This window comes from Salinibaculum rarum (assembly GCF_030505615.1).
Lineage (GTDB): Archaea > Halobacteriota > Halobacteria > Halobacteriales > Haloarculaceae > Salinibaculum > Salinibaculum rarum.
In genome coordinates this window covers 79,724-92,641 of record NZ_CP129994.1, presented here as the reverse complement: position 1 = coordinate 92,641, position 12,918 = coordinate 79,724, and the positions used below count along the sequence as shown (strand labels likewise).

General features: G+C 51.9%; 12 protein-coding genes. 8 read left to right on the top strand and 4 right to left on the bottom strand.

Annotation, left to right across the window (positions count from 1 at the left end; translation table 11 throughout):
- The first annotated feature begins 36 nt into the window (after positions 1 to 36).
- Entirely contained in the window at positions 37 to 912 is an 876-nt protein-coding gene (locus tag QYL91_RS15910; RefSeq protein WP_302083720.1) for a helix-turn-helix transcriptional regulator, read from the top strand.
- Between the two features lie 289 nt (positions 913 to 1,201).
- Positions 1,202 to 3,388, top strand: a complete 2,187-nt coding sequence (locus tag QYL91_RS15905; protein WP_369685644.1) for a pentapeptide repeat-containing protein — start codon at positions 1,202 to 1,204, stop codon at positions 3,386 to 3,388.
- A gap of 57 nt (positions 3,389 to 3,445) precedes the next feature.
- Here QYL91_RS15905 and QYL91_RS15900 read toward each other — a convergent pair whose 3' ends face one another.
- Positions 3,446 to 3,973 carry a hypothetical protein gene (locus QYL91_RS15900; RefSeq protein WP_302083715.1) on the bottom strand — a complete coding sequence of 176 codons (528 nt, stop codon included), beginning with the start codon at positions 3,971 to 3,973 and terminating at the stop codon, positions 3,446 to 3,448.
- A 203-nt stretch (positions 3,974 to 4,176) separates the two neighbouring features.
- Here QYL91_RS15900 and QYL91_RS15895 point away from each other — a divergent pair, with 203 nt between their 5' ends.
- A complete protein-coding gene (locus QYL91_RS15895) occupies positions 4,177 to 5,301 on the top strand; it encodes a DNA-methyltransferase (protein ID WP_302083713.1) in 1,125 nt (374 codons plus the stop codon).
- A gap of 103 nt (positions 5,302 to 5,404) precedes the next feature.
- On the opposite strand, the gene QYL91_RS15890 is transcribed toward QYL91_RS15895, so the two are convergent.
- On the bottom strand, positions 5,405 to 5,836 hold the full coding sequence (locus QYL91_RS15890; protein WP_302083710.1) for a hypothetical protein: 432 nt from the start codon (positions 5,834 to 5,836) through the stop codon (positions 5,405 to 5,407).
- Between the two features lie 167 nt (positions 5,837 to 6,003).
- Between QYL91_RS15890 and QYL91_RS15885 the strand changes: the two genes are divergently transcribed.
- From QYL91_RS15885 to QYL91_RS15875, 3 genes are all read left to right on the top strand, one after another.
- Positions 6,004 to 7,824, top strand: coding sequence for a PAS domain-containing protein (locus tag QYL91_RS15885; protein ID WP_369685643.1), 1,821 nt, complete (start codon positions 6,004 to 6,006; stop codon positions 7,822 to 7,824).
- Between the two features lie 251 nt (positions 7,825 to 8,075).
- A complete protein-coding gene (locus QYL91_RS15880) occupies positions 8,076 to 8,609 on the top strand; it encodes a reverse transcriptase-like protein (protein WP_302083705.1) in 534 nt (177 codons plus the stop codon).
- Positions 8,610 to 8,748: 139 nt separating this feature from the next.
- The gene (locus QYL91_RS15875) at positions 8,749 to 9,042 is read left to right on the top strand and encodes a thioredoxin domain-containing protein (RefSeq protein ID WP_302083702.1); all 294 of its coding nucleotides are present in this window, start codon (positions 8,749 to 8,751) and stop codon (positions 9,040 to 9,042) included.
- A gap of 119 nt (positions 9,043 to 9,161) precedes the next feature.
- Here the strand turns inward: QYL91_RS15875 and QYL91_RS15870 are convergent, their stop codons facing one another.
- On the bottom strand, positions 9,162 to 9,827 hold the full coding sequence (locus QYL91_RS15870; protein ID WP_302083699.1) for a hypothetical protein: 666 nt from the start codon (positions 9,825 to 9,827) through the stop codon (positions 9,162 to 9,164).
- A gap of 120 nt (positions 9,828 to 9,947) precedes the next feature.
- On the opposite strand from QYL91_RS15870, the gene dinB reads away from it, so the two are divergent.
- Together dinB and QYL91_RS15860 are read left to right on the top strand one after the other, a co-directional pair.
- Positions 9,948 to 11,195, top strand: a complete 1,248-nt coding sequence (gene dinB / locus QYL91_RS15865; RefSeq protein ID WP_302084057.1) for a DNA polymerase IV — start codon at positions 9,948 to 9,950, stop codon at positions 11,193 to 11,195.
- Positions 11,196 to 11,288: 93 nt separating this feature from the next.
- Positions 11,289 to 11,852 (top strand): hypothetical protein, encoded by a 564-nt coding sequence (locus tag QYL91_RS15860; protein WP_302083696.1) that lies wholly within the window; start codon positions 11,289 to 11,291, stop codon positions 11,850 to 11,852.
- Positions 11,853 to 12,028: 176 nt separating this feature from the next.
- Here QYL91_RS15860 and QYL91_RS15855 read toward each other — a convergent pair whose 3' ends face one another.
- Positions 12,029 to 12,586 (bottom strand): hypothetical protein, encoded by a 558-nt coding sequence (locus QYL91_RS15855; RefSeq protein ID WP_465269227.1) that lies wholly within the window; start codon positions 12,584 to 12,586, stop codon positions 12,029 to 12,031.
- Positions 12,587 to 12,918: the final 332 nt, after the last annotated feature.

Here is a 12,918-nt window from a genome sequence, read left to right as displayed (position 1 = left end):
TGACTCCGGCAAATATATGCCTTAAGAGACCATACAATGAGTGCATCAATGGTCGATACTGACGATCTCACCGATCTCCAACGAACAGCCCTCTCTCATATCAAAGCTAACGGTCCCATTTACCAAAGCCAACTCTGGAAGGAACTCGACATGGGAAGCCGATCTGCTACACGTATTGCGCGTGCACTTACCGATAAAGACCTCATCGACCGCGAAAAGACACAACACAACGGGAACACGACATACAAACTCACAGCGACTCCGAACACCTCAACCGACACTGGCCAAGACACCGGCACGCAAACACTCTCCGACGTAGAAGTCCCAACCTACGAGGGTGAACTCTCTCCTGCAAAGGAACGAGCACTACGCCTCATCTACGACCGTGGAGAAATCACGCAGAGTGAACTCTGGAAAACACTCGGTATCGCCAGCCGTACCGGCACCCGCGCTGCCCGCGCGCTTGCTGACAAAGACCTCATTGACCGTGAAGAAACGCAAGAAAACGGCCGGAAAACATACATCCTCACTGCAACGGAAGACATCGATGCCGGTGCGGGAGGGTCTGAGGGCAACACTACGCCCACGAAGGCCAGCGCAGAAGACTCAGACCACTCCTCGGAAACAGACACCTCACCGCAATCTGGGCCACAACTCCCACCGACCATTCAATCCGAGGAACTTTCCGAGATAGAAGAAATCGCCCTCAAGCACATCTTGAAGACAGATAGCATTCCAATGAACGATCTGCTCCGAGAGCTCAAAGGCGAACAAGACACAGTGATAGACGCTTTGAACTCGCTCGGTGAAAAAGGCCTCATCAAACGGCGGAAAGAATCGTTCTACGGCCGTGAAACGTATCTCATCGAACCAAACGTCCCCCAAGGGACGGCGTCCCCCGCCTCCCCCTGAAGAAGGCAATCCAACATCTAAGAAATCAACTGCAAGAACAGGATTCAGGGAAGAAGGGCCGAACATTTTTCAGTTAGGTCTGGTTCAGATAGAGGTAAGCCAGACTTGGAGCATACACTGCTCCGGAGAAGTAACTATGGGTACTAATACGACATCATCCTCTCCCACTGAAGAAACCAACCTGTGTAGTTACACATTTAATCCTGCCGAACACCCTGACGCCGATCTGCAAACCACATGGGAATGCCCGCACACATCACATCCCGACAGTGATGTTTGTATCTTCCATATGGGGCAAGACGAACGCGCAACGCACAATGTCACCGCGACCGACATCATCCGAGAACTCGAAGCGAATCTAGAAACCGGTGACCCACACCAAAACGAATACGTCGACGCGAACATTCCGCGACTTGCACTCACACATCAGTCCCTCAATGGTGGCACAGAAACCTCTCTGACACTGAACTTCCAGTACGCGACAATCGAAGGGCTCGACCTCACATATGGGACACTCAAAGAGAATCTGAACCTGAAATCCGCAACTATTGAAAACTTCATCGTTGAAGAAGCCACAGTCAATGGTCGTATCGAAGCCGAAAACGCGACGTTCAACGGCACAGTGGACGCCTACGAAACCGAATTCACCTCCGACGTCCATTTCACCAACGCTGTGTTCCGAGATGAAGTCCGGTGTGACGAAGCGCGGTTCAACGACGACACAGATTTCAGCAATGCAACTTTTGAGGGAGCAGCAAAATTCCGGAACGTTCGGACGCAAGGAACCAGTCACGAACTCAACGATCACATATCCTTTGAAAACGCCGAATTCAACAGCACTGCGGACTTCAAAGACGCCGAATTCGAATACGTAACCTTCGAAAACGCGACGTTCTACGACGCCGGGAACTTCTGTCACGCTGTTTTCGGCGGCAACACCATCTTCACTGATGTCGTGTTCAACCGCGTCGCGGAATTTGATGAGGCACAGTTCCTGGAAGACGTTGCGTTCAACAGCACAACGTTCGACGCGCTCGCAGAATTTCGGGGGGCACAATTCAGCGGCGGGAGCCGAACCGTTGAAGACGACGTGACGTTCGCTGATGCGTCCTTCAACGACGACGCTGACTTCAAACTCGCGTACTTCCGATATGCGAACTTCGACAGCGCCACGATTGCTGCGGACTGCAACCTCGATCGCGCCACATTCACTGCGCCCGCTCTCTTCACCAATATCACAATCTCTGGTGATGTTGAACTCGGGGACGCAACATTCGAAGCCCGAGCCGAATTTGACACCGCCGAGTTTAATGGTGAAATCCGCGCGCAAGCAACCGACTTCAAAGAAGACGCCTCCTTTGAGAGTGCGATATTCAACGAGCACGCAAATTTCGACGAAGTGCGATTCCGGGAAGATGCGTCTTTCCAGCACGCGCGCTTCAACGAGACTGCACACTTTCGTGGCGCGCTGTTCGAAGGTGAAGCCAAACACCTCGAAGAAAACGCGTCGTTCCGTGATGTGACATTCGTGCAGCAAGCTGATTTCAGTTCTTCTGACTTCCAGACAGCATCATTCTGGGATGTTGAATTCCGTGATGAAGTCAACTTCCGTGAAACGACATTCAGGAAAGAAGTGAAATTCCGTGTCACCGGGAGAGACACTGATATCTACGTGGATCTGACGGAAGCCACCATTAATGGCGGTATCATTGAAGAAGGCGGAGGTGACATCGTCCCGTACGATCTCACCAAAGCCACTCTCGGAAACGTCCAGCTGAAAGGTGAGAACTCCACGTACGAACTCCTAGACTACTTCAGATTCTGCCTCACAGAGTTTGAGCAATTCGATTTCAGCAACCACCATACGTCTCTCGAACGGAACGACTGGAACATCCACTCATTCGTGGAGACGCAGGCAGACGTGCAACCTGCTGTCGAGATGACGAATGATGTTATTGAGGAAACGTACCGGCGAGCGCAAGAGTCCGCAGACGCAGTCGGAGACACAACGGCAATGCGGAACTTCGAATTTCTACGCTGGTATTACAACCGGCAGAAAAACTACGACATCGTCCGCAACGAGTATTCATTGAATGCGCTTACCCGCATCAAGAAGAGCGCTGGCATCGCCCTCAACCTCTTCATGCAGTACACCTGCGGGTACGCGAATCGCGTCCCGCGAATCCTCGTCACAATGGCCGGGATCACCATGCTGTACGGATTGCTGTACACAATGGGCGGGCCGTTCGAAACCACAGTCGGTGTCATCTGGAACGCCGAGAACCCACTCCATGTGCTGTACGACGGGATCTACTATAGTGGGATCACATTCACAACGATCGGGTACGGGAACAATGCACCACTCACTGCGGGTTGGGCGGCAAAATTCCTTGCTGCGAGTGAAGGGTATCTCAGTGCACTGCTGTTCACCCTTCTCACAGTGACGTTCATGCGGAGCGCCATCGGAAGTAGCTAAATGACCAAGCCGGATTCCCCGCGCCACCATTCGCAAGGCAGATGAACTGCGTATCCGTTACTTCGATGGAGTGCGCTCAGTCGGAGTACCCTCGTAAGTGAGTGAACCCACCTCGTATATCTTCTCAGCCTCTACATTTCGCAGAGAGAACGTGAATTCTGTTCCCGGGGTGAGGTCATTCGCGTATCCAAGCACTATGCGCTCAGTCTCCACGCCATCGTTTTCAAATTCGCTTTTCTCGAAAATCCAGGAATTCGTTGTTGTCCAGCCGAGCATGTCGCTCTTGTGCAACACGGTCATGTCTTGGCTGTTATCACCGTCACCTCGCGTCATCTTCCCTGTGTACCCGGAGTATGTCGTTCCCAAAACAGAGATTTCCGGCCAATCGTCAGGGTCACCCTCGAGTTTGAGTGTCACGTAAACCAGATTATCCCGGTACTGTCTTTTCCACACATACGGTCCACCGGTGATGGTGCCTGTGATCGGGGGCTCACTGTCACTACTGGATGAACACCCAGCAACAGCAGCTCCCACCCCAAGACTAAGACTAGCACCGACAGTGCGCAGTAGGTGTCTACGTTGCATACGCACTTAGATAAGACGACGCATAAAAAGAAACCTTGGCATGGATGGTCGAAAATGAGTAAATCAAGGAGCAAAGATATTTCACGCAGGCGTTCGTCGAGGAAATCGAGAAGAAACCGTTACGAAAGCGTGAACCTGCTACGGAGACCTGACTCACTTCTGTGCCGGCAACCCAGACAACAACGCAGTACGTAGACAACACAATGGAAACAGCACACGATATTCACATTGGTGATGCACGAGCACTCGATGCCGTACCTAGTGACAGCGTCGAATTAGTCGTGACATCGCCACCATATCCGATGATTGAGATGTGGGATGAAATATTCGCTACCCTTTCCCCACGTGTTGAAACCGCACTCAACAACGAGGACGGAGCCGCAGCATTCGATGCGATGCACGCGGTCCTTGATGAGGTGTGGGATGAAATTGAGCGTGTTCTTGTTCCTGGCGGGATTGCCTGCATCAATATCGGAGACGCAACGCGAACCATAACGGGGAATTTCCGTGTATACCAAAACCACGCTCGAATTATGGATGCATTCACTGACCGCGGATTCTCACCGCTCCCTGAGATTCTGTGGCGAAAACCCACGAACTCAGCAGCAAAATTCATGGGAAGTGGCATGACGCCGCCAAACGCTTACGTGACTCTTGAACACGAATACATTCTCTGCTTCCGGAACGGGGACACGCGGCGGGGTTTTGAACCTGGTGCTGAGAACCGGTATGAATCAGCATACTTCCAAGAAGAGAGAAATAAGTGGTTCTCTGACCTATGGGAGGACGTGCGCGGGAAATGCCAACCTCTCAACCGCGATGAGTTGCGCGACCGGTCAGCTGCATACCCCGTAGAAATCCCGTATCGTCTCATCAATATGTACAGCGTGTACGGTGACACCGTGTTGGATCCATTTTGGGGGACAGGAACAACAACATTGGCAGCAATGCTTGCAGCGCGAGATTCTATCGGATGCGAGCTTCACGACGAGTTCCTCACGGTGTTTGAAGATCGCGTCAGTAACGTGCCCGAAATAGCGGATGCAATCATCACCCAGCGACTCTCAGACCACCGCGAATACATCGAAGACCAGATTGATGATGGGCAAACATTCGCGTACGAAGCTGACATCTACGAGGTGCCAGTTGCCTCACAAGACGAACGCCAAATTCAGCTCTATACCGCTGAACAAATTGAACAGGGTGATGATGACAAGAATACGGCTGCAAACAGTAGCACATACACTGTGCGACACACAGCTGTCACTGACTCTGAGGCTGTAAACACGCCATCGAAACTGAAGAAAACGACACTAAGCGATTTCTGACTCTTCTCAAAACGCCTGATTGCCCGAAAAAGAGTGTCTACTCACAGAAATACAAAAGAACCGTCAAGAAGTATCGATAGCCGGACCGAACACCCGAGACGGTTCACTGAGAGACCAATCCACCGACCGGGCCCGTGTGATCCTGTTCAGTGGCCTGATCGACCGTGTCTATCGCGTCGTCGAGTGCCAACCGAAGAGCGTGCAAAGCGTCGACGCCTTTGTCATGGTAGACACGCGCTCGCTTGACGATCAATTTAACGGGGATTACTGGGTCAGTGCTGCTTTGGGGCTCTGAACCGTCAGGTTCGGTCGTAGAGGTCGAATCCTCAAATGGGGTGTGCAGGTCGTTATCTGGTGAGCAAACGCCAGAAAGAACGGTGAAGACGTTGAGGAGAGTCTCGGCATCATATTTGTTGGGGTTGTCATAGATGTCGCGGAGGACACGGTCGAGTTCATCGTTACTGACGGGGAGGTCGTGAGCAGTGTTCTCGGAGTCACAGGAAATGCCTGGATCTGAGTCTGAGTTAGGCATCATGCATCTTGTTCGACGGGAGCGGTCTGATAAAAACTTCGCATATTCAATCGGTTTAAGTCAAGGGGTGGGAAGATTTCCAAATCCTGCGTGCGGCACACCATTCATTGGCGGAGCCGCCAAGAGAGCGCGGTGTTCACTGACACGGCCAGCCTCAACGAGCAAACAACATGTCAGCCACCCGTATGATGCTGGCTGTGGTAGCAGATTCTGAAAGCCAGCACATTGAAAACCGGGCAGTCCTGACGAGTAATTATATGCAGCCAAGCGATCTAGTTGGACCGGTCGTTATTCATTCTAACGACACGATCCAGTACGCTAACAAGGAGTTCAGGGCGCTCCTAGGTTTGAAACCAACCACTGACATTGTTGATACGCCACTCACTGATTTTGTCACAGAACCATATCGAGACCCGTTACACGCACAGTTTGAACGCATCCAAGATGAGAGTGAACCAATCCAAGGACTCCAAGTCAAACTAGAGTTGGATGATAAAGCGACGGTTACTGCCATCGCAGTCAGCTCAGAGATTGAGTGGGATGGGAAGATGGAGACTCACACATCCTTCATCAACATCGTCGAAAGCGAAGACAGTGGTGCGATTCCACTCACAGAAAATGCAGCACAACAATCACCAATCGGGGTCTCAATTGCTGATGCCACGCGTGAAGATGAACCGCTGGTCTACGTTAACGATGAATTTCTTGAGCTCACGGGGTATTCTCGTGCTGAAGTTATCGGTCGGAATTGTCGATTCCTTCAGGGGGCTGCCACACGCGAGGAACCCGTTGCAGAAGTGCGTGCTGCCATCAACGAGCAGCGACCAACGACCGTAGAATTACGTAACTACCGGAAAGATGGGTCAATGTTCTGGAACCGACTCACAATTTCACCAATCAAAAACCCGAATGGGGGTGTGACGCATTTCCTTGGCTTCCAACAGGATATTTCGGACAGAAAAATCTACGAGCGTGAACGCGCACTCTTTGAGAAACAGTCAGAGATGTCCAACCAAGTGATGTTCATCACGGACACCAACGGGATTATCGAATATGTCAATCCTGCCTTCGAGCGAGTGACAGGGTACTCGGCGAGCGAAGCAATCGGGAAGACACCGCAGATCCTCAAATCCGGGGAGCAAGATGAGGAATTCTACAAGGAGTTGTGGGAAACGATTACCGCGGGAGACACATGGGAGGCAGAGCTCATAAACCGCGCCAAGTCCGGCGAGAAGTACCGTGCACATCAGAAAATCGTCCCAATAACTGACGACAGAGGCGAATTGACACACTTCGCGGCAATCGAGCGTGACATCAGCGACGAGAGACTCACACAGCAGGTATTAGAAGTCTTGAACCGGATTCTCCGGCACAACGTTAGGACATCGATTAACGTCATCGACGGGTACGCTGAAATGCTTGGTAACGGGCTTAGCGAAGACGAACAGCAAGTCGCAATCACCAAAATACGTGAACACACAACAGCAATCAATGAATTGAGCGAACAAACGACAACCATCCGAGAACTACTGTCTGGCCATGAAGACCCAACACCGTTGAAACTAGACCGGCTGGAAGCCTTCGTCGAACGCCAGCAAAAGACATACGAGAACGCTGAAATCACGTTCACACCTGAAGACTCTCTCGACGCGTCAATCACCAACGGGAACGTATTCGAGATCGCATTTGAAGAGATTATTGAAAACGCAGTGACGCACTCTGACCGCGACACGCCCCAAATTGAGATCACGGTCAAACAATCAGTACAGGATGATCACGCAGCCGTCACAATTGCAGATAACGGGGCAGGAATTCCAAAATCGGACTGGGACGTTGTGAAAGCTGGAACTGAGACGCCATTACATCATGCCGACAGTCTCGGACTCTGGATGATTTACTGGTCAGTCACTGCACTCGGCGGGACAGTAACCCTCTCCGAAAATGACCCGCGTGGCAGCGTCTTCACACTCGAAATCCCGGTGAACAAATGAGATCAGCACTGGCATACCGCTGAGTTCGCGGAAAGCCTTAATGCTAAGTGGGAGCGTGCCTAAAATTTCCAAATGTGTTGAGCAGGGGTTCACCCCTTGATGAGAGTATGCCATACATTGGGGTGTGGGAACCTGGTAACCGGCATCCCCGACGTGGAATAGGCTTCCCTCTCGCATCTCGTTTTGAACCTCCTGAGCCGCGCGGCCAGCGAGACACCATCAGTGATGAACAAAGTGAGTATCTTGTAACCATGTCAAGTACCCCATCCTCCGCGCCACCGCTTCAGCCTCGAAAGCCAACTATCGTGCAAGACGGTGCTGATACCACAGCTGTTCACACAGCTGTCATCGAGACAGATGGAGCCTACAACAACGACGAAGACATCGCTACAATAGGTTTCACGATCGAAGATGGTAGTGGGTCTATCCTCCAGGAAGGCTGGCAAGAAGCGCCTGGAGCGACCTCAAGCATGCAGGCTGAGACGGTCGCAGCACTCACTGCAATCCGCCTCAGTAAAGATTATGATCCCAGTTTCGTTGTTATTAACACTGATTGCGAACGATTGAAAGCCTACCTGACTGAGGAGTACGCTGAGAAGCCTGTACTTGAGTTACTGTGTGAACAAGCGCGAGAGGAACTTGTCGAGTTCGAACATGCTCGTGTCCGAAAAATCAAAAGCGAGCACAACACGCGTGCTGACGAACTCGCTGGGCGCGGCCTCCGGGAACTCCGTGGTGTCACTGGAGAAAACGATGACATATGGATGCCGTCCGGGAACAGCTAAATACGCTGTCTTCGATGGTTTGCAACCGGCAAAATCACGGGTTCCCCACTCAGTGTGAAGGCTAGCCAACAAACATTTTTATAATTCACACCAGAGATTCCTTGCGTTTTTCCGTCCCGACCAACTACTACAAACCGGTATGACGGTAACCGTGAAAGACTTCTACGCCGATTGGTGCGGCCCATGCGACCAGCAGGCAGACATTATCAACGAAATCGAAGCCGACCTCGCCGACCATGAAGACGTAGAAATCGAGAAACTAGACGTAGACGAGCACCAGGATGAGGCGAACAAATACCAAGTGCGTTCACTTCCCGCTGTCGTAGTCCTCTCTGAAGACGGGACCGTGGTTGAACGGTTCAACGGACTTACTCAGCGAGACGCAATCGAAGACGCAATCAACTCAGCAAACGCCACTGTCAACGTCGCTTAACACAACCGCTTCGTTTGGTTCGGACTTCTGCACGGAGAACGTCAACAACCTCGGGGTCAAGCCCCGTGGCATCCGCCTCGACCGTGTGTGAATTTCGGAGTGCCTCTCACCGCGACATCCTACGTCTCATCGGCACTCTCAGCACTCCCTACGATATATTCATACGCGGTGAGTGGGCCCACAAAGACATACCGAAACGACTCATTATACGCTTCTTTTTCGTGTTCCTGCATCGGCTTCCCAAGAAGATTGATGCGACGAGCTTGCGTCATCGCCACTTCTCGACGCAACTCGTCCATCGTTGTATCACTTCCAGCCAAGACACCATTTTTCTGAGTTGCCAACAGTAAGTAATCCACTCCGTCTAATGACTGCGTGAGATGCGCGAATCCAATCGTTTCAGAGTCATCATGTACCGCATACGCGGATACGAGTTTTGCATCTTCAATGTAGAAGACAGCATCATCACTGGCAAGTTCAATCTGCTCACCTGTGAGTGAACTGTCTGTTTCAAGACCAATGATGTAGACTCGATCCTCAGGTGGGAGCGTCTCACCTGCCGTTTGGATCTGATGAAGCACCGTTTCAAACATCGAATTGAATGTGGCGTCAGGAAGTCGGCTCAAATCAGCGCCAACAGCAGCAGCCTTGTGAGCATCATCCTCAAGCACGTCCCGGGTTGTATCCGATAATGAGTGGTTCGCAAGTGTGTCTTTCTCAATGACGATGGCGTGGTTCTCTAATGCGGCGTGTTCTCCAAGAGGGGAATCCGAGGTCTGACCCATTCGTGTTTGGAGTGTAACGCCCTGGAGGTCATAAGTGATATCCTACCGTCGACGGAGTGATCGCGGCGGGTGGAAGGTGGAACGGGAAGGTACAAACTCGGTGAGTGCCTACATCCAGCTATGGTAGCCGACGGTGACACTGGGAGCCTTCCGGGGGCCAGTCACCGGATTCCTGATCAAATCGTGTTCCACGCGGACGTGGACTGTTTCTATGCTGCGTGTGAACGCCTTCGACACCCAGAGTTAGTCGGTGAGCCTGTTGTCATCGGCATGGGGTACGAAGACGGGGAAGAACACGGGGCTGTCGCTACTGCAAGTTACGAAGCGCGCGAATACGGCGTTGAGAGCGCGCAGAGTATCAACGAGGCGCTTGACAAATTGCCACGGTGTGAAACCGTTGACTGTCGCGCTGAGACGCCATGCGCGACGTACCTCCCGGTAGATATGGAATACTACGAGTCGGTTAGCGATGACGTGATGAGCATCCTCGAGGAATATGCTGACTCGTTACGACGTGTCTCTATTGATGAAGCCTACATTGATGTCACACACCGTGCGTCTTGGGAAGATGCAGCCACGCTTGCGCGTGAACTCAAAAACCGAATCCGAAATGAAGTTGGTGTCACAGCAAGTGTCGGCGGAGCACCAACAATGAGTGCCGCGAAGATCGCTAGTGATTACCAGAAACCAAACGGGCTGGTGATGATTCCGCCTGAGCAACTTCAAAAGTTTCTCACAGATTTACCTGTTGAAGATGTACATGGTGTCGGTCCTGTAACAGCAGACACTCTCCGAAAGATGGGGATTAAAACGGCCGGTGACGTGAGAACTTTCGATGTGACAGAGCTGGAGCGCGAATTCGGGGAGCGTGGGCGCGAAATTTGGTTGCGGTCACACGGATATGACGAGCGAGAAGTCACACCGATGGAGGATGCAAAAAGCATCTCAAATGAGACGTCGTTGCCAGCGACCGCGGATATGGAAGTCAAACGTGAGAAGATACAGGCGCTAGTCGATCAGGTAACAACTCGTGCAACCGAGAAAGAAGTCCTGTATCGAACAATTGGAATCAAAGTTGTTGAGCCGCCATTTGACGTGAGTACGCGAGAACGGTCATTGCCAGCTGCGGTTAATGAGCCGGAACTCGTCGAAGACATCGTGTTTGACCTGCTGGAAGAATTCACAGAGACAAAAGCTAGAAAAGTCGGTGTGCGAGTGTCGAATCTGTCTTTTGGCGGGAAGCAGGCACGTCTCACAGATTGGGACGTGCAATCAGAAGACGACGTTGGAAACCCATATCGCGGCACCGATGAGAAAACCCACCACACAGGCCGCGATGGAGATACCTCACTCTCAGATTTCTCTTAACTTGGTTTACCTGCGGGAGACAGAAGTCTCAGGGTTTGACTGGGAGGCGGTTCATTTCCTCGGTATTTACAGGGCTGAGGCGTATTAGTGTAGATGATGTCTACTCCACCGTATGACCCAGCAGACAAAGAACAAGATGAATTTTACGCGATTCATGAGCATCGTCCCGGTGAAGACCACTTCCCGGCTGCGACGGATACCACATTAGGAACTGATTCGACTGTCCTCATCCGCGATACTGAGACCGGGGAGATTTATGACGTCGGGTCAGAGTGGGACACAACCGCAGACATCCTTTCACACATCGACGCAGACTTCCCCGAGCGTGATTACCAACTCGGGGTGCCTGCGGAAGTTATGGTGTCTGATGGGTACGGGACTTGCGAGTTGTGCGAGGCAGAGATGGAGCCTGGCGTCGGTTGTGCGGACAACAAGATCATTGAGTTCGGCGATGACAAGACTCTTGAAGCACTTCGCCACGGGCAGGACGGGAATGGGTTTGCCGGGCAGAACTGTCCAGATTGTAATGCTGCTCCCGGCGAAAAACACCATCCGGGATGTGACCGGGAGATCTGCCCGCAATGCCACAGGCAATTACTTAGCTGTCAGTGTGCTGACGTTGTCCACGTCATACCTGCTGAACAGCCGAGCATCTGAGTGTGGAAAGAGCAGAAAGCACTTATTGCATTATGTGCAAGCATTGAGTGCGGATAGGCATACAATCATACCCAGGAAAACCGGGTAGGGGTACTTGCCTTCACACACTGGAGGCTGTCGCGTGCCACGGGACATCCGGGGCACGGACAGTGTTTTCCTGGCTGCCATTTCAGTGATTAGACGACCGTGTTGTCAGTATATGCTGTAACTGCTTCCGGGTACTCACTCGGATCAAGCTGAGTGAATTCGTCTGCCAAGTACACGCGAGTTGATGACCCTCCTTTTCCTGCTGCTGACGTCTTTTCTTCACGGATTAGTCCGCAGTCGTGGAGTGTTTTGAAACGAGTATAAGTAGTGCGTTCTGTTGCGAACCCGATTTGCGCACACCAATTTGCGAACGGTTTCTTTTTCACTTGATTCCGTGCTGCGACTAACACCAGCACACTCAGCGGATCGGGTGCTTCTTGCGGAGAATTGTCTTCGTATATTTCAGCCTGCAAGAACGCGGTATTTACATCGGTTGTGAATCCGACGCCGAATGTGTCAGTTGCTGTCTCCCGAATCGTAGATTCTGACGGGGTATCCACATGGAATTGGGTTGCTTCATCAACTAAGTCCTCAACATGCTCGCGGATCACATCTGCATAGGTTGTAGACACAATTTCGACTCCAATGTCTGATTCAAGAATCGAAACTAAGGCAGCATCATCCTGAGTCGTAACGACAGGTGTCATCTCAGCTGGCACCGTGTCTACCGTGTAAAGTCGAGCGCGGTCTGGGATTTCATCTGCGACGCGAGTTGTTCGCGGCCCCCCAGGCAGACACTTATTCAATGCGCGTTCTGTACTGAGGATATGGAAAGTCCCTGTTCGCTCCCGAACAGTCGCCGCAAGCTCTCCGCAGATCGCATTAAGAAAGCCTGTGTCAACAGTAACAATATAGCGGTCACCTGCCGTTGTGTGTTGAACATGCCGGACTCCGGCACGCAAAGGAGACGTATGAACACTCTCCATATATGAATTCGATAGGACTGGGTTCGTCAAGAAACTCAGCCTGCAACGGAGGC